Raw genomic sequence first — 18,196 nt, 5'->3', positions numbered from 1 at the left:
TTGCCAAGGTTGAGGTCACGGGTTCGAACCCCGTGTGTCGCTCCAATCACTTGGTTAACCACCAGTGTGGCGTTTAAGATAGCGCCATCTTTAATGCTGTGAAGCATCATTTCTTACACAAATCCCATCTGTCCATGCTTTCTCTGAAAGCGCATGGTGGCGCGGTTTTTTACCAACACTGCACAGACTTATCCACAGGTCAAGCGCTGTGGATAAACCAGTTAATGGATTTGTTGCTGTGTATAGTGCTGGTTATCTTATCATCAGGCACGGTATCTATGTTGCACACGTGCAATAAACGCAAAAACACCTTAACTGATTGTAAAATAAGGGATATTTAGGCTTTTCTTTCAGGTTAGCTAACGCTTTTCCACAGTGTTATTCACTTACGTGATCTTGCTCGCTTAATGCACCATCAATGTGTTTAACTATCAAAAAGCGCACCATAAATGCGCATTGCGTGACGGTTTTCCACATTATGTGAATAGCGTCATCTTTCTGCTTGTAAGCCCTGATTAAGCGTCACGAGGCAATCCTTTTTCTATGATGCGCACGAGACGACGCGTCCCTGTGGGTAGCGTTTTGACATCAATACGCTGTCGTTTTTTCTCTTGCTCGCTGAGCGCCCAGTGAATATGTTCGTCAACCAGCTCGTCCTCACCGAGCCGCGCCTTGAGACTATCGATGATCGCCTGATCGAAGGGGGCATTACCCATCGCAATAGCCAAGTTGCGCCGCCATTTTTTAATCCCTATCCGGCGTACTGCTGAGCCCTGGGTTAGCGATAAAAAAGTGTCCTCATCCCAGTTGAAAAGCGTGGTGAGCGGCTGCTGATCAAGGCTGGGGCGACAGTGGAAGTCGGCCTCTAAGGTCAGTTCGGCCTCCCGGTTAAACGGGCAAACCAACTGGCAGTCATCGCAACCATAGATACGGTTACCGATGGCATGGCGAAATTCTAAGGGGATCACACCATCATATTCGATAGTCAGGTAAGAAATGCAGCGACGGGCGTCGACCACGCCCTCTGCGATGATCGCTTGAGTGGGACAGCTGGTCATGCAGGCCACGCATTTACCGCATTGATTCTCGACAGGGGTGTCGACAGGTAAAGGAAGATCCACCAATAACTCACCGAGGAAGAACCAGGATCCCGTTTCATCATTGAGGATCAGGGAGTGTTTGCCTGTCCAGCCCAATCCTGCTTTTTCCGCTAGAGGACGCTCAAGGACTGGCGCGGAGTCGACGAAAGGGCGGTAACCATAGGGGCCGACCGCTTGTTCAATCTGTTGTCCAAGCTTTTTTAAGCGGTTGCGGATCAATTTATGGTAGTCCCGTCCCAAAGAGTAACGGCTAATGTACCCAAGCTCTGGATGCGCCAGCGTATGCGCAAAACCGGCATTGGGGGGTAAGTAGTTCATCCGCACACTGATCACGCGTACCGTGCCTGGCACTAACTCATCGGGGCGCGCGCGCATCATGCCATGTCTGGCCATCCACGCCATCTCACCGTGATAGCCGTTATCAAGCCAGCGCTGTAATTGCGCTTCATGTTGCTTGAGATCAACATCCGTGATCCCCACCTGCTGGAAGCCTAGCGCTTGCCCCCATTGCTTGATACGTTGGGCGAGGTGGTCGAAATCAATGGATGCATCGGACTTGGGTTGCGACATAGCGGTAGATCCTGAGGCCTTGGGTGGTGCAGAACAATCAATGGAGGCACTTAATGGCAACAAGTTTACCACAGAGTTTCTATCGCGCAGAGCAAGTTCGAGAAGGCGAGCAAGCGGTCGCGCGTGCATTGTCGATTCCCCTGTATCAGTTAATGCTACGCGCGGGACAGTCAGTGTTTGACAGTATTAATCACCATTATCCCAATGCGGCCAGACTATTAATCGTATGTGGCGCCGGGAATAACGCGGGTGATGGTTATGTGATTGCGCGGCTTGCCAAATCCGCAGGGTTGAACGTTACCGTCTGGTCGTTAGCGACCCCAAATAAACTGGAGGGGGATGCGGCGACTGCTTGGCAAGAGTGGCAAGATTGTGGTGGTAGCTATGTGGAACACCCACCCACCATCAGCCAGTTTGATGTCGTGGTCGATGCTATCTTGGGCACTGGATTATCGCGTGCCGTGGAGGGAGCGTTTGCGCAGGCGATCAGCGCTATCAACCTCGCGGATGTACCTGTGGTGGCGGTAGATATTCCTTCTGGGCTTTGTGCCAATAGTGGCTGCGTGAAAGGCGTGGCCATTGATGCGGATATGACCGTCACCTTGATTGCGTTAAAACAAGGATTGCTCACCGGCCAAGCTGTCTCTTATCGCGGTAAATTATTGTTCGCGGGCTTGAACGTGGCGACGGCGTTCTCGCGTCAGTGCACACCCGCCGGCTACCTTGTTTGCGACGACTGGATTGAACAGCATTTACCCAAGCGCGCGCGTAGTGCACACAAAGGCCAGTTTGGGCGTGTACTGTGTTTAGGTGGCGATCAAGGTATGGCGGGCGCGGTGACCTTATCAGCGCAAGCGGCGTTAAGAGCCGGTGCCGGGCTTGTCAAAGTAGTGACACAAAAAGCGCATACGTTGATGCTGGTCACCCGTCAGCCGGAGTTGATGACACAAGATTGGGCACCCGGCCAATCACTCAGCGAGACGCTCGCATGGGCAACCCATTTGGTTATTGGCCCGGGACTGGGCCAGAGTGCGTGGTCGGATGCGTTGTGGACGATCGCCGTGAGTGCTCGGACGCCCAAGGTGATTGATGCCGATGGCCTTAATAAGTTAGCGCGGCAGCCACAACACCGTGATGACTGGATCCTCACCCCCCATCCCGGAGAGGCGGCGCGCTTATTAGGTTGTGACACCAAAGATGTGGAACTTGACCGCTTTGCTGCCGTCAAAGCGATACACACTCGTTATGGTGGCGTTGCCGTACTTAAAGGCGCGGGAACAATCGTATATGATGGCACAAATTATGCTGTTGCTAATGTCGGCAACCCTGGCATGGCGTCAGGGGGAATGGGCGATGTGCTGTCGGGTGTAATAGGCAGTCTACTTGCGCAAGGCGTGGACTTATTTCCTGCCGCGGCTCTGGGGTGCTATCTTCATGGCAAAGCGGGTGATAAGGCGGCCGAGGCAGGAGAACGGGGGTTATTGGCCAGCGATTTACTCCCCTATTTGCAACAATTAGTTGATTAGCGCACGGGTGGCGGTAGCCATGCAAGGTGCGACGAATACCCATATAAAGATGAGATCCCTTTGTAGTATGACCCAGACTTTTACCACCTCATTGACGGATGCCGATCGCACCGTGGCGTTTGGTGCCGCGTTGGCGCGTGCATGTACGCAAAGTACCACTTGTTACTTGCTCGGTGATCTTGGCGCCGGCAAGACCACGTTCTGTCGCGGCTTTGTGCAAGCAATGGGACATACCGGTAATGTGAAAAGCCCTACCTATACGCTCGTGGAGCCTTACTTGTTAACGCCATGGCAGGTTTATCACTTTGATCTTTATCGACTGGGCGATCCAGAAGAGTTGGAGTTTATGGGGATCCGTGATTATTTTAATGATCAGGCGCTTTGCTTGATTGAATGGCCGGAAAAAGGCCAAGGCTGGTTACCGCGCGCCGATCTAGACATTAGGCTGCGCTATGACGGCGAGCAACGTGAACTGGTTATTGACGCGAATACCCATGTTGGGGTCGCAATTATCGACCGTCTAGAATGGGAAGACTAGCATGATGTGGCAGCGGCTTTGCATCTTGATGATCGCCAGTTTGTTGAGTGCAACAAGTTGGGCCAATAAGATTGAAAATATTCGCGTATGGCCCGCCCCCAATGAGACACGGGTGGTGGTGGATCTTGAAGATAAACCGGATTTTAGCTATTTCTCACTGTCACGCCCCGATAGGTTGGTGGTTGACTTAAAGCAGAGCCAGCTGGCGACGCGCTTACCTAAGCCGGTTAAAGGCAGCGATATCCTGGGTAAAATCCGTAAAAGTAGTCCGCCCGAGGCATCGACATATCGATTAGTCTTTGAGTTAAAAGACGGTGCGAAACCACATATCTTCTCGCTCGCCCCTGGGGGAGAATATGGCCACCGGCTGGTGGTTGATTTACCCCATCCTAAGAAAGTGGATAAAAATAAGCCGGCATTGTCTGTTGCTGAAAAAAAGCGGCGTGAGACGGTGGCCGCATTGCCTTTTGGCACCGAGGATATCGTGGTGGCAATTGATGCCGGGCATGGCGGTAACGATCCCGGTGCGGTGGGGCCGAGCCGCAAATTTGAAAAATATGTCACGCTCTCCATCGCTAAGCAAGCGGCGGCGCGTATTAACGCTGTTCCCGGCATGCGTGCGGTCTTAACCCGTACGGGCGATTATTTTGTCGACTTGAACCGTCGTTCCGAAATTGCACGTAAACACAAAGCCCATTTATTGGTCTCGGTACACGCGGATGGCTTCCATAAGCCACAGCCTCGTGGCGCGTCAGTATGGGTACTCTCTCGTCGCCGTGCGAACAGTGAAATTGGTCGCTGGATTGAAAAACACGAAGAGCAGTCCAACTTGTTGGGTGGAGGCTCTTTACTGGCACAGAATAATGAGGACGAGTATTTAAGCCGTGCGGTGTTGGATTTGCAGTTTAGTAACTCGCAAAAGGAAGGCTTTAATGTGGCCAAACGGGTACTAAAGGAGCTTGGCAAAGTCACTAAATTGCATAAATCGAGTCCAGAGCACGCCAGTCTGGCCGTATTAAAATCACCAGACATACCGTCTTTGCTCGTCGAGGTGGGCTTTATCTCGAATCCGCAAGAAGAACGCCTGCTATTTCAGCGTGATCACCAGCGCCGGCTCGCGGATGCGGTCTATCATGGTATTCGCAATTATTTTGAGCGTTTCCCGCCGGATGGCACCTTGTTTGCTGCGCGCAAAAACGGCGTCAAACATAAAGTCAGTGCCGGTCAGTCACTGTCGGTCATTGCTAAAAAATATAAGAGTTCCGTCGCCGCGATAAAATCGGCGAATGGGTTAACCTCTAATACGTTGCGGGTGGGCCAAGTGTTATCGATCCCCAATGTGGATGTCGCCAAATTAGCAGGAAAGACAAGTAAAGCAACATCAACGCGTACGCTGACGCACACCGTGAGCCGCGGCGAGTTTCTCGGCAAAATTGCCGAGCATTATCAGGTCTCGGTGGCGACGCTGCGCCGTGCGAATAACTTGAAGTCTGACACGCTCTGGGTCGGGCAAAAGCTGAAAGTACCGGGCGCAACACCGCCAGCGGTGAAGCACAAAGTCAAACGCGGTGAATACCTTGGCAAAATTGCTAGCAATTACGGGGTGACGATTGAGAGCCTTCGTCGCGCCAATGAATTACGCTCTGATACGCTGGCGGTCGGGCAAACGCTGATCATCCCAGGAAGCTAATATGGCGATTGAGATTTTACCCGCGCGCCTTGCCAACCAGATTGCAGCAGGGGAAGTGGTCGAACGTCCTGCCTCGGTGGTCAAGGAGCTGGTAGAAAACAGCATTGATGCCGGGGCCACCCGCATTGATGTGGATATTGAAAAAGGCGGGAGCAAACTGATCCGGGTGCGTGATAATGGTGGTGGGATCAGCAAAGCCGATCTGCAGCTTGCCCTGAGTCGACACGCCACGTCTAAGATCCATAGCCTTGACGATCTTGAGGCGATCATGAGCCTCGGCTTTCGCGGCGAGGCGCTGGCGAGTATTAGCTCGGTATCACGTCTTACCATCACCTCGCGTCCAGCTGACCAGCAAGAAGCATGGTCGGCGTTTGCCGAAGGGCGAGAGATGGCGGTGAATGTCAAACCCGCCGCCCATCCGGTTGGCTGTACCGTGGAAGTGGTGGACTTATTCTTTAACACTCCAGCGCGGCGCAAATTTTTACGCACCGACAAAACCGAATTTGGCCACATTGATGAGCTATTACGCCGCATTGCATTGAGCCGGTTTGATATCACCATCAATCTACGCCACAACGGCACGCAAGTGCGCCAATATCGACGTGTACCAGAAAATGGCGATCCACTGCGTCGCGTTAAGGCGATTTGTGGGCAAAAATTTGTTGAGCATGCGTTGCGGATTGACCTGCATCACCACGACATGGCACTGACAGGCTGGATCTGCACACCGGCAGGCGCACGACAACAAAACGATATGCAGCATTGTTTTGTTAATCAGCGAATGATGAAAGATAAGCTGATTAACCACGCGATTCGTCAAGGCTATGAACAAAGCCTTGCCCAGGATCAGTATGCCGCTTTCGTGCTGTATATTGATGTCGATCCGCATCAAGTAGATGTCAATGTGCACCCGGCCAAACATGAAGTCCGTTTTCATCAGGCGCGCTTGGTGCATGATTTTATCTATCAAGCCATTTATGACGGCTTACAGCAAGCGTTGTTCTCTGAAGATCACAGTGTGGACCCTGAGACGGGCGAAGTGAGAGAAGCCGTCACTTATCAGCCGCGAGCCTCTGCGACCGCCAAACCTAATCCATACCAACAAGCCGTAGACGCGTTTCCTGATTACCCGGGTAAGCGCGAGGGGAGCGGTGGGTCACAGGCCACGTTGCCGCGTGATACGGTATCGTATCATCACGACGCCAGTGACGGCTCACGCAGTGGCCGGCCCTCTCACGGTTCAGGCTGGCCGGGAAGACCGTCTGCTCCCTCAAGCTCACCTTCAAAGCAGGCGACGCAAGCGTATCAAGCATTGATGACCCCCCAATCTGATGCCGGGGCTGACCTTGGTGAGGCCACGCCAGCGCGTTCGACGACGTTGTCGCATTTTGACAGCGTCCCAGCAACGATCGATACTGCCTCAACAGTGGCGAGCACGGGTCAGTCTGGATTAGGCAAGGTGCTTGCGGTGGTTGAGCAGCACTATGTGTTGATGTCCTGGGGGGAGGGATTATGGTTAGCCGATCATCACCGGTTGGCATGCTGGCGTCATCAAGGGGCGTTACAACCCGCTCTGGGTGAGGGGTTAGTCACTCAACCTCTATTGATCCCACAACGGTTATCGGCCTCTGAAGAGGAGTGTCAGCGCGTGATCCAGTATCAGGCGTTACTTGGCCAGTTTGGCATTCATATTCGCCCCAAAGGGCAGCAATTAATGGTGATGTCAGTCTGTCAGCCACTACGCCAACATAACTTGCAAGCGTTTATACCGGCACTGTTGGATTGTTTGGGTGGGTTAGACCCCGACCAATCCCACACGGATCACAGCGCGAGTATGTGCAGTTGGCTGGCAAAGCAGTTGACAGTAGCATCGGATCCAGTCAGCCTTGCGCAAGCGGTACAAACCGTATCGGACATTGAACAATATTGGCAGGGGGATGCGTTAGAAAAGGGGCGCCAGCGCTACTTTAAACGCCTCGACCTGACCTCAGTGATAGAAGCATTACAGCATGACTAATCCGCTGCCTAAAGCGATTTTTTTGATGGGGCCGACTGCATCCGGGAAAACGGATTTGGCCATTGCAATACGCCAGACTTTGCCAGTGGAAATCATTAGTGTTGATTCGGCACTGATTTATCGCGGGATGGATATTGGGACAGCTAAGCCAACCGCGGAGGAATTAGCGCAAGCCCCCCATCGTTTGATCGACATTCGTGATCCGTCTCAGGCCTACTCGGCGGCAGACTTTCGTGACGATGCGCTCACAGAAATGGCGCGGATCGTCGCGGATGGTAAGATCCCACTGTTGGTGGGAGGCACCATGCTGTATTTTAAAGCATTGCTAGAAGGACTATCACCGTTGCCGAGTGCGGATCCTGACATCCGTGAAGCGTTAGAAAACGAGGCGCAACAGCATGGGTGGGAAGCATTACATGCTCAGTTGTGCGAGGTTGATCCCGTGTCGGGGGCGCGGATCCACCCCAACGATCCTCAGCGAATTACGCGGGCGTTAGAAGTCTATCGGATCAGTGGCCAGACCCTAACAGCATTAACAGAAAAAAAAGGTGAACCTTTGCCGTATCAGGTACACCAATTTGCAATAGCGCCTCAGGATCGAGGTGAATTGCATCGCCGCATCGAGCGTCGTTTCGATAAAATGATCGACGCGGGGTTTGAAAAAGAGGTACGCACACTATACGAACGCGAAGATCTGCATGTCGATCTGCCCTCGATTCGTTGTGTCGGGTACCGTCAGATGTGGGACTATTTGGCCGGACGTTGCACCCATGATGAAGCCGTTTACCGTGGGATTTGCGCGACGCGCCAGTTAGCCAAGCGTCAGATAACCTGGCTAAGAGGCTGGGATAATGTGACTTGGCTTGATAGCGACACGCCGTCGCTGTCTTTACAAACGGTGACAAAAGCGTTGACGGCAGGGACGGAAACTTGATGTATACTGTCACTGACAAGGACGCTGCTTAACCGCGACAATTGACTACAATTACAAACAAATAAGGAAAAGAAATAATGGCTAAGGGGCAATCATTACAAGACCCATTCCTGAACGCGTTACGTCGTGAACGCATTCCTGTTTCCATTTACTTAGTAAATGGTATTAAGTTGCAAGGCCAAATCGAATCGTTTGATCAGTTCGTGATCCTGCTAAAAAATACGGTTAATCAAATGGTGTATAAGCACGCGATTTCAACCGTTGTGCCGGCACGAGCTGTGAGCCACCACAACAATAACCAAGGAGCTGGTGAGCGTCCACAGGGCGAACGTCAGCAAGAAAAACCTGAGGAATAAAGCATTCTATTGCTAAGGAGTCTATCGCTTGTTTGACCGTTACGAGGCCGGTGAACAGGCTGTACTCGTTCATATAAATTTTACCCATGATGGCGAGTGGGATGATCTCAGCGAATTTCAAATGCTGGTGTCATCCTCGGGTGTCGACGCCTTGCAAGTTGTTGTCGGCAGCCGTCAGTCCCCTCATCCCAAATATTTTGTTGGAGAGGGAAAAGCCCAAGAAATAGCAGACACAGTGCAACAAGTCGGCGCGGACATTGTGATTTTTAATCACACCTTATCCGCGGCGCAAGAGCGCAACCTAGAGCAACGGTTTAAATGCCGAGTGTTAGACCGGACCGGATTAATCCTCGATATTTTTGCCCAGCGCGCGCGTACCCATGAGGGTAAGTTGCAAGTTGAGCTGGCACAGTTACGTCACTTATCTACCCGGCTTGTGCGAGGCTGGACTCACCTTGAGCGTCAAAAAGGCGGGATTGGCTTGCGTGGCCCGGGTGAAACTCAGTTAGAAACAGACCGTCGCTTAGTGCGTGATCGGGTAAAAGCGATTTTAAAGCGACTGGATAAAGTGGCGAAACAGCGAGAGCAAGGGCGGCGCGCTCGCGCACGGGCAGAAGTGCCGACTGTGTCATTGGTGGGGTATACCAATGCGGGCAAATCGACCTTGTTTAATCGGATCACCGAAGCGGGGGTATATTCGGCCGATCAGCTGTTTGCCACCTTGGATCCGACATTACGCCGTATTGAAGTCGACGACGTCGGTACCGCAATATTGGCGGATACCGTTGGCTTTATTCGTCACTTACCGCATGACTTGGTCGCGGCATTTAAAGCAACGCTTCAAGAAACACAAGAAGCGAGCTTGTTGTTACACGTGGTCGATGCCAGTGATGAACGCTTTGGTGACAACATTGAAGCGGTCAACAGTGTGTTGGATGAAATCGATGCGGCGGATGTGCCTCATCTTATCATTATGAACAAAATAGATAGTCTGGATCAGGCTGAGCCTCGTATTGAACGGGACGAAGAGGGCGTTCCGAAAGCAGTCTGGGTGTCAGCGTTGTCTGGTCAGGGTATCGCGCTCATATTTGAAGCCCTTACCGAGCGTTTATCTGGCACCATGGTGCGGCATCAATTACGGCTACCACCCAGCATGGCCGGACGAATGCAAAGTAAATTTCACCAGATGCGATGCATTGTCAGTGAAGAGTACCAAGATGATGGGCATCTACTTGTCGATGTCAGGCTGCCACAAACAGACTGGTATCGACTAGAAAAAAGAGAAGGCAACCAGCTCGGCGACTTTATCGTCAGTGATTAGGCTGCTAGAGTAAAAAATTATCGTCAGATCAATTTGATGGAGTGCGCGAATGGCGTGGAATGAGCCAGGAAACAATGGCGGTCCCGACAAAGACCCCTGGGGGAATCGTGGAGGCCGTAATCAAGGGCCACCGGATCTTGATGAATTGTTTAACAAACTAAGTCGCAAACTGGGCGGCTTAGGTGGCCGCAAAGGTAAAGGACCATCGTTCGGCGGTGGTATGGCAGGGCTAGGCGTCCTCGCGCTAGTGGGCATCATTGTTTGGGGGATTTCCGGGTTCTATACCATCGGAGAAGCTCAGCGTGGTGTGGTCTTACGGTTTGGTCAGTATGATCGTATCGTTCAACCGGGCCTGAACTGGAAACCAACTTTTGTGGATACGGTAAGCACGGTGGACGTGGAGTCGATTCGTTCGCTCAACAGCTCTGGCCTGATGCTGACCAAAGATGAAAACGTGGTCAACGTCGAGATGGACGTTCAGTACCGCGTGATGGATCCACAGCAGTATTTGTATAGCGTGACCAACGCCGATGATAGCTTGCGTCAAGCAACCGATTCGGCATTGCGTGCGGTCGTGGGTGACTCTCTGATGGATGACATCATCACCCGTGGTCGTCAAGAAGTGCGTGAGCGCACCCAAGTTGAGCTGAACGACATCATCGACAAGTACAAAATGGGCTTGTTGGTGGTGGATGTTAACTTCCAGTATGCGCGCCCACCTGAGCAGGTCAAAGACGCCTTTGATGATGCGATTGCAGCGCGAGAGGATGAGGCCCGCTTTATCCGTGAAGCAGAAGCGTATCGCAATGATGTGTTGCCGAAAGCAACGGGTCGTGCAGAAACGCTGAAAAAAGCGGCACTGGGTTACAAAGAGCGTACGGTTAACGAAGCTGAGGGTGAAGTCTCTCAATTTGAGAAACTGTTGCCTGAGTATCGTGATGCGCCACGCGTGACGCGTAACCGGCTATACATCCAGACCATGGAAGAAGTATATAGCAATACCAGTAAGGTGATGGTGGATTCGCAAAGCGGAAACAGCAACCTCATGTATCTCCCACTGGATAAGTTAATGGGAGGCGCAGCCGTTGGCGCTAACCAGCGTAAAGAAACGTCGAGCAGCCAGTACGGTATTGAGCTTGAGCAAAGCTCGCAGCCTAAACAGCAAGAGTCGGCGCCGCGTTCTGGTTCATCACGAGAAGGGAGATACTAAGCATGCGTAAGATGATGATCCCCGTTGTCGTCCTAGCGGCAGTGGTCTTTTTGATGTCGATCTTCGTGGTGAGTGAAGGTGAGCGCAGCATTGTTATCCGTTTTGGACGCGTGCTAAAAGCGGACAATGATATTGCCAAGATCTACCAACCGGGTCTGCACTTCAAACTGCCATTGTTTGATCGCGTTAAGACCTTGGATGCGCGTATTCAAACCATGGATGATCGCGCTGATCGCTTTGTCACCGCAGAGAAAAAAGACGTTATTATCGACTCTTACGTCAAATGGCGTATTAAAGACTTTGGTCAGTATTATCTGTCCACGGGGGGCGGTAATAAATTGACGGCTGAATCTCTGTTGCAACGTCGTGTTGCCGATGGCCTGCGTGCCGAAATTGGTAATAAGACCATCAAAGAGATTGTGTCTGAAAAACGTGATCAAGTGATGGAAAGCGTCCTTGAGCGTGCGGCCAGCGAGGGCTCGCGTGATTTAGGGATTGAGTTGATTGACTTGCGTATCAAGCGTATCAACCTCCCGAGTGAAATCAGTGAGTCGATTTATGCCCGTATGCGTGCTGAACGTGAGGCCGTTGCCCGTCGTCATCGTGCACAAGGTCGCGAGCAAGCGGAAATTATTCGAGCGCAAGCCGAGCTAGAAGTGGCGACAATTCTGTCCAAAGCAGAACGTCAAGCGCGGATCACTCGTGGTGAAGCTGACGCAGAAGTGGCGAAGCTGTTTGCCAGTGCGTTCAAAAAAGAGCCTGAGTTCTATAGCTTTGTTCGCTCGCTACAAGCGTATCGTAAGAGCTTTGACAGTAAGAGCGATATGCTGGTCGTGGATCCGAAGAGTGATTTCTTCAAATACATGAAGCAACCTGAAGCGATAGAAAAGTAAATCGTTAGATGGGTAGCGACGCATAAAAGACAAGGTTCTGGCCTTGTCTTTTTTTATGTCGTCATCCCCTGTTTTCGACGTAGGAGGTAAGGATGACTAGCTTGTGGGGCGCGCTAGCGCTGGTATTAGTGGTTGAGGGGTTAGGGCCGATGTTACTGCCCAAACAGTGGCGACAAATGGTCATGGCTTTAGGTGAGCAATCTGACACCCAGTTGCGGCGTATTGGCGGTTGCTTGGTGGTGATTGGGTGTGTGTTGGCTTACCAGTTTTTAACCTAGCATTCAGCCACCTGGTACCGAGAAGAGCGGTGAAAATGTCAATACGGTTAAAAAATGACTGCAACCGAGTTTTTAAGGTGCTAGAATCCATTTTTAACTAGCTGCATATCGAAGAAGATGGGTAATAACGTAGTCGTTCTCGGCACCCAATGGGGTGACGAAGGTAAGGGAAAGATCGTTGATCTTTTGACTGAAGATGCAAAATACGTGGTGCGCTATCAAGGCGGTCACAACGCAGGTCATACTCTTGTCATTGACGGTGAAAAGACCGTCCTACACTTGATTCCTTCTGGTATCCTCCGCAACAACGTTAAATGCATTATCGGCAACGGCGTGGTGCTGTCCCCGGACGCCTTGCTGAAAGAAATGGGTGAGCTGGAAGCACGTGGCGTGCCGGTTCGTGAGCGCCTATTCCTGTCAGAAGCTTGTCCACTGATCCTGCCTTATCACATTGCGCTTGACGCGGCACGTGAGCAAGCACGCGGTAAGAAAGCTATCGGTACCACAGGCCGTGGTATTGGTCCTGCATACGAAGACAAGGTTGCCCGTCGTGGCCTACGCGTTGGCGACTTGTTTGATAAAGAAGCTTTTGCTGAAAAACTCAAAGAAGTGATGGAATTCCATAACTTCCAGCTCGAGCATTTTTACAAAACTGAGCCGGTGAGCTACGAAGAGACCTTGGCGAAAGTCATGGAGCAAGCGGACATTCTCACTGGTATGGTGATGGACGTCACCCAAGAGCTGGATGATGCCCGCAAGCGTGGTGACAAAATCATGTTTGAAGGCGCACAAGGCACCTTGCTTGATATCGACCACGGCACCTATCCGTATGTGACTTCATCGAACACCACCGCTGGTGGTGTCGCGGCAGGCTCTGGCTTTGGTCCGCGTCATCTTGGTTATGTGCTGGGTATTGCCAAAGCCTATTGCACGCGAGTAGGCGCAGGCCCATTCCCGACTGAGCTGGATGACGAGATTGGCATGCATCTCGGCACCAAGGGCGCTGAGTTCGGTGCGACCACTGGCCGTAAGCGTCGTTGTGGTTGGTTTGATGCGGTGGCAATGCGTCGTGCTGTGCAGATTAACTCGGTATCAGGCTTCTGCTTAACCAAGCTAGACGTGATGGATGGTTTGGAAGAAATCAAAATCTGCACCGGTTACAAGATGGCAGACGGTTCCACGGTTGAGGTGTCTCCACTAGCAGCTGACGCGTATGAGCACATCGAGCCTATCTATGAAAGCATGCCGGGCTGGAGTGAAAACACCTTTGGAGTGAAATCTCTCGACGAACTGCCGCAAGCAGCGCTCGATTACATCAAGCGTATCGAAGAGCTGACTGGTGTGCCTATCGATGTGATCTCGACCGGTCCAGACCGTAACGAAACCATCATCAAAGTGCATCCTTTTAATAGCTAAGCACGTGAGACGGTTCGATACTAAAAGCCAGCGTTGATCGCTGGCTTTTTTACTATTTTGGTGTGGCGTTGGAAGCCAGATCGCGTGAAAGCGGAAAAAACTTGCCGCCTTTGCTAAAGTCAGTATGCAAGGTGCCGATACAAAAAAGCACACGGCGAGCGTGCGCGTTGCTGTTGGGTTTCTTGGTTGAATAGCGAGTAGGCATGAAGTTTCGAACGCTGATTTTTTCACTTTCTCTGACGACAGCGACGCTGACGACAGCAACGGCCCGCGCGGACGTCGGGGCGGCTGTGCCATTATACGAAGAAAGTGAGCTTATCACGCTGTTTGAAACCAACTCTCACCTTGAGCGCGTCGAACAAGACGAATGCCAGCTCGTGCAAGACATCGAAGCCCGAGCTACCCGTGTCGGCTCTCCCGCCTACGAGTTTTTATATGGCGATATGCTGGCGTGGGGAGTGTGTGTGGATCAAGACGCGGATCTCGGTGTTTACTACATGAAGCAAGCGGCGCAGCAAGGGCTACCCGCTGCGCTAGAGCAAATTGGCCGTTACTACGCCAATGGCACGCTGGTCCAACAGGATCAACGTCGGGCGATTCCTTACCTGCGCGAAGCCGCTTCATTGGGTGATACGCGTGCCCGGATCCAACTGGCTGAGTTGCTAGTGGATGATGTCGGTTCGCCACTTGATTATGAAGACGCTTATCGCTGGTTATATCAAACCATCACCGCAGACTCTCGTACCCGCAACCGTATTTCAGAGCTTCGTGCCGCACTTGAAGCACGGATGCCACAGAATATTATCGCCCGCGCCAAACGGCGTACCAGCTATTGGTGACCGCGAAAGGCGCCAGTAGGCGACTTTATGCGCAAAATCCGTTACACTCTCTATACACATCTGTTCCCAATCTGATTTGATATGGCCGATGCGCCATGTTCCTCTCGTTGCCTGCAAGCAAGGCGCTGAAACAAAACGTCAAACTGCGATCATCGCGGCGCAATAGCGACAGTTTACAGATATAATGAAATCAACATACGCCAATAGGAAAAGGTCTATGTCGCAAGACACAGGTTCGACAAATAATACCCCAAACAATATCGCTGCGGATCCACACCAGGCACGTGAAGCGGAGAAATACGACAATCCGGTCCCCAGCCGAGAGCATTTGCTGGAAGTGATCCGCAGCTTCAAGGCGCCAGTGAGCCGCGATAATCTGTTTTCACACCTTGGCTTAGCTGGTGATGAGCAGTATGAAGGGCTACGTCGACGCCTGCGCGCCATGGAGCGTGATGGACAATTGGTGTTCACCCGTCGTCAATGCTATGCCTTACCCGAGCGGTTAGACTTGGTCAAAGGCACCGTGATTGGTCACCGTGACGGCTTTGGTTTTCTGCGCCCAGAAGGCAAAGGCAACCACGATGACTGGATGCTCCCTCACCACCAAATGCGTAGTGTGATGCACGGTGATGTGATTTTAGCCCAAGGTGTTGGCACCGATAAGCGCGGCCGCAAAGAAGCCCGTGTGGTGCGCGTAACCGAAGCGCGCCAAGGCCAGATTGTAGGCCGTTACTTTGTGGAAGATGGCATGGGCTTTGTCGTGCCTGACGATAGCCGCCTGGGCCAAGATATCGTGATTGATAAAGATCATACTCAGGGCGCGCGTATGGGCAATGTGGTGGTGGTTGAGATCATGCAGCGTCCGACCCGACAAACCAATCCTGTCGGTAAGATTGTTGAAGTGCTGGGGGAGAACATGGCACCCGGCATGGAAATCGAGATCGCGATGCGCACCCACGATATTCCTCATCAATGGCCGGATGCGGTGCTCAAGCAAGTGAAAAGCTTGAGTGAAGAGGTCCCAGAAAAAGCCAAAGAGGGCCGTGTCGATCTGCGTGATTTGCCACTGGTGACCATCGATGGTGAAGATGCCCGCGACTTTGATGATGCGGTCTATTGCGAACGTAAACGCTCGGGCGGCTGGCGCCTGTGGGTGGCGATTGCCGACGTCAGTTACTATGTGCGTCCTGATTCGGCGCTGGATAAAGAAGCGCAAAACCGCGGTAACTCGGTGTACTTCCCGAACCAAGTGGTGCCTATGTTGCCGGAAGTGCTTTCTAATGGCTTATGCTCGCTGAATCCGCAAGTCGACCGCCTATGTATGGTGTGTGAGATGACGATTTCAGAATCAGGGGCGTTATCTGGTTACAAACATTACGAAGCGGTGATGAACTCCCACGCGCGTCTGACTTATACCAAGGTGTCTCATATTCTGGAAGGCGATGAGGAACTGCGTGAGCGCTACCGCTCATTGGTGCCGCACTTAGAAACGTTACACGATATGTACAAGGTGCTCAGTGATGCGCGTCAGCAGCGTGGGGCGATTGAATTTGAGACGGTGGAAACCCAATTTATTTTCAACGCGCAGCGCAAAATCGACCGTATTGTGCCAGTGGAGCGCAACGATGCACACAAGATCATCGAAGAATGTATGATCTTGGCCAACGTTGCTTCGGCGCGCTTTGTGGAAAAACATAAAGAGCCGGCGCTCTTTCGTGTTCACGAAGCGCCAGGAGAGGAACGTCTTAGCGGCTTTAAAGACTTTTTAGGCGAGTTAGGCTTAAGCCTGAGCGGTGGTCTAGAGCCGACGCCGAAAGATTACGCGGCACTGATGCATGTGGTCCATGGTCGTGCTGACAGTGAACTGATTCAAACCATGCTGCTACGCTCGATGAAGCAAGCGGTGTATCAAGCGGATAACCAAGGCCACTTCGGTTTGGCGCTCAAGCAATACGCGCACTTTACCTCGCCTATTCGTCGCTATCCAGATTTGCTGTTGCACCGAGCGCTTAAATACCTGGTTGCCAAGCAAGCGGGTAAAAACCAAGACCGTTGGACACCCACTGGCGGCTATCACTACTCGTTTGATGATATAGATGTGCTGGGTGAACAATGCTCGAAAACAGAGCGCCGTGCCGACGATGCCACCCGTGATGTGTCAGACTGGCTTAAATGTGAATACATGCAAGATCACGTTGGCGATGAGCTAGAGGGCGTGATTGCCAATGTCACTGGTTTTGGTTTCTTTGTCCGCCTTAATGAGCTACATATCGATGGCTTGGTGCATATTTCTAACCTCGATAATGATTACTATCGCTTTGATATGGTCGGTCAACGCTTGGTGGGCGAAGGCTCGGGTCGTGTTTTCCGGCTCGGCGATCAGGTGACCGTGAAAGTCTTGGCGGTGAACTTGGATGAGCGACAAATCGACTTTGAGCTGGTAGGCTCTGAACGCAAAGCTCGTCGCCCGGGCAAAACCGCGCGCGATAAACGCAAGAAAGGCCGTGCGGAGTCGAATAAAGATCCGCAAGCCCGTCGTGAGCGAACCTCGGTTCGCCAACAGCTCAAACGCGGTGCGGTGCCAAATGTTGAAGCCGATAAGGCGCCTGCAGATAAAAACGGCAAAAAGCGTAAAGTGAAATCGCCAGCGGAAAAAGCGCGTAAGAAAAAGGCGAAGAAACAAAAAGCCAAAGCGGATCAGAAAAAGAAGTAAATCATGAGTAATGAAGTAATTTACGGTATTCATGCCGTTAAAGCGATTTTAGCGACCGATCCTTCCCGCTTTATTGAAGTGATGGTGTTAAAGGGGCGTCAGGATGAACGTTTGGTACCTGTGCTCAATGAGATTGCGATGCTGGGCGTCAGTATTCAGCAAGTCGGCCGCAAAGCGCTAGACGATAAAACCCAAGGTGCGTCGCATCAGGGGATTGTTGCCCGTGTCAAACCGGGTCGTCAGTACAACGAGAATGACTTGGAGGCGATCCTCGCTAATACCGAGAGCCCCTTGTTGCTGGTGCTTGACGGTGTCACCGACCCGCATAATTTGGGGGCGTGTTTGCGCACTGCCGATGCAGCCGGCGTGAGTGCGGTGATTGTCCCGAAAGACAAATCCGCGCAGCTCAATGCCACGGCGCGAAAGGTCGCCTGTGGCGCGGCTGAAGTGGTGCCCTTCGTGCGCGTCACCAACTTGGCGCGAACCATGCGTGCGCTCAAAGAGCAGGGCGTGTGGTTTGTGGGCACCGCGGGTGAGGCCGATCATGATGTCTACGACACCAAATTAGTGGGGCCGTTGGCCTTAGTGATGGGCGCAGAAGGAGATGGCATGCGCCGTTTGACCCGTGAAACCTGTGATGAGCTGATCCGGGTACCAATGGCGGGCAGCGTGTCGAGCTTGAACGTGTCTGTCGCGACGGGCGTCTGTTTGTATGAAGCGGTGCGTCAGCGTCGCTAAATACCCTAAGTACCGCCTCTCTTGTTTACCGTTGAAGAAAAACGCCCCGGCTTGGGG

General features: G+C 52.2%; 15 protein-coding genes. 14 read left to right on the top strand and 1 reads right to left on the bottom strand.

Translation table 11 applies throughout. The features are described 5' to 3' along the window. Window positions 1–515: 515 nt before the first annotated feature. The gene (queG, locus tag C7A19_RS09355) at window positions 516–1,643 is read right to left on the bottom strand and encodes a tRNA epoxyqueuosine(34) reductase QueG (RefSeq protein ID WP_137317908.1); all 1,128 of its coding nucleotides are present in this window, start codon (window positions 1,641–1,643) and stop codon (window positions 516–518) included. 80 nt (window positions 1,644–1,723) lie between these two features. Between queG and C7A19_RS09350 the strand changes: the two genes are divergently transcribed. The 14 genes from C7A19_RS09350 (at window position 1,724) to rlmB (ending at window position 18,139) form a co-directional block, all read left to right on the top strand. After that, window positions 1,724–3,196 (top strand): NAD(P)H-hydrate dehydratase, encoded by a 1,473-nt coding sequence (locus C7A19_RS09350; RefSeq protein WP_116644753.1) that lies wholly within the window; start codon window positions 1,724–1,726, stop codon window positions 3,194–3,196. Window positions 3,197–3,263: 67 nt separating this feature from the next. Then, window positions 3,264–3,734, top strand: a complete 471-nt coding sequence (gene tsaE / locus C7A19_RS09345) for a tRNA (adenosine(37)-N6)-threonylcarbamoyltransferase complex ATPase subunit type 1 TsaE (protein WP_116644752.1) — start codon at window positions 3,264–3,266, stop codon at window positions 3,732–3,734. A 1-nt stretch (window position 3,735) separates the two neighbouring features. Then, window positions 3,736–5,424 (top strand): LysM peptidoglycan-binding domain-containing protein, encoded by a 1,689-nt coding sequence (locus tag C7A19_RS09340; RefSeq protein WP_077457612.1) that lies wholly within the window; start codon window positions 3,736–3,738, stop codon window positions 5,422–5,424. A 1-nt stretch (window position 5,425) separates the two neighbouring features. Next, complete coding sequence (mutL, locus tag C7A19_RS09335; protein ID WP_077673347.1) at window positions 5,426–7,441, top strand: DNA mismatch repair endonuclease MutL; 2,016 nt, start codon at window positions 5,426–5,428, stop codon at window positions 7,439–7,441. After that, entirely contained in the window at window positions 7,434–8,375 is a 942-nt protein-coding gene (miaA, locus tag C7A19_RS09330; protein ID WP_077457608.1) for a tRNA (adenosine(37)-N6)-dimethylallyltransferase MiaA, read from the top strand. The genes mutL and miaA overlap by 8 nt, the downstream gene beginning before the upstream one ends. A 77-nt stretch (window positions 8,376–8,452) precedes the next feature. Beyond that, window positions 8,453–8,731, top strand: a complete 279-nt coding sequence (gene hfq, locus C7A19_RS09325) for an RNA chaperone Hfq (RefSeq protein ID WP_046074381.1) — start codon at window positions 8,453–8,455, stop codon at window positions 8,729–8,731. A 28-nt stretch (window positions 8,732–8,759) separates the two neighbouring features. Then, on the top strand, window positions 8,760–10,052 hold the full coding sequence (gene hflX / locus C7A19_RS09320) for a ribosome rescue GTPase HflX (protein WP_069361584.1): 1,293 nt from the start codon (window positions 8,760–8,762) through the stop codon (window positions 10,050–10,052). A gap of 49 nt (window positions 10,053–10,101) precedes the next feature. Further along, the gene (hflK, locus tag C7A19_RS09315) at window positions 10,102–11,262 is read left to right on the top strand and encodes an FtsH protease activity modulator HflK (RefSeq protein WP_069361585.1); all 1,161 of its coding nucleotides are present in this window, start codon (window positions 10,102–10,104) and stop codon (window positions 11,260–11,262) included. 2 nt (window positions 11,263–11,264) lie between these two features. Next, window positions 11,265–12,155, top strand: coding sequence for a protease modulator HflC (gene hflC, locus C7A19_RS09310; protein ID WP_069361586.1), 891 nt, complete (start codon window positions 11,265–11,267; stop codon window positions 12,153–12,155). 92 nt (window positions 12,156–12,247) lie between these two features. Beyond that, the gene (locus tag C7A19_RS09305) at window positions 12,248–12,433 is read left to right on the top strand and encodes a DUF2065 domain-containing protein (RefSeq protein WP_069361587.1); all 186 of its coding nucleotides are present in this window, start codon (window positions 12,248–12,250) and stop codon (window positions 12,431–12,433) included. Window positions 12,434–12,550: 117 nt separating this feature from the next. Beyond that, complete coding sequence (locus C7A19_RS09300; protein WP_069361588.1) at window positions 12,551–13,849, top strand: adenylosuccinate synthase; 1,299 nt, start codon at window positions 12,551–12,553, stop codon at window positions 13,847–13,849. Between the two features lie 203 nt (window positions 13,850–14,052). Next, window positions 14,053–14,688 (top strand): tetratricopeptide repeat protein, encoded by a 636-nt coding sequence (locus C7A19_RS09295; RefSeq protein ID WP_069361589.1) that lies wholly within the window; start codon window positions 14,053–14,055, stop codon window positions 14,686–14,688. A 217-nt stretch (window positions 14,689–14,905) separates the two neighbouring features. Further along, window positions 14,906–17,401: a ribonuclease R gene (gene rnr, locus C7A19_RS09290; protein WP_116644751.1), complete on the top strand. Its 2,496-nt coding sequence runs from the start codon at window positions 14,906–14,908 to the stop codon at window positions 17,399–17,401. A 3-nt stretch (window positions 17,402–17,404) separates the two neighbouring features. Then, window positions 17,405–18,139: a 23S rRNA (guanosine(2251)-2'-O)-methyltransferase RlmB gene (gene rlmB, locus C7A19_RS09285; RefSeq protein ID WP_116644750.1), complete on the top strand. Its 735-nt coding sequence runs from the start codon at window positions 17,405–17,407 to the stop codon at window positions 18,137–18,139. Window positions 18,140–18,196 lie beyond the last annotated feature (57 nt).

This window comes from Salinivibrio sp. HTSP (assembly GCF_003390965.1).
Classification (GTDB): domain Bacteria; phylum Pseudomonadota; class Gammaproteobacteria; order Enterobacterales; family Vibrionaceae; genus Salinivibrio; species Salinivibrio kushneri.
This window is presented reverse-complemented; position numbering and strand designations above follow the sequence as displayed.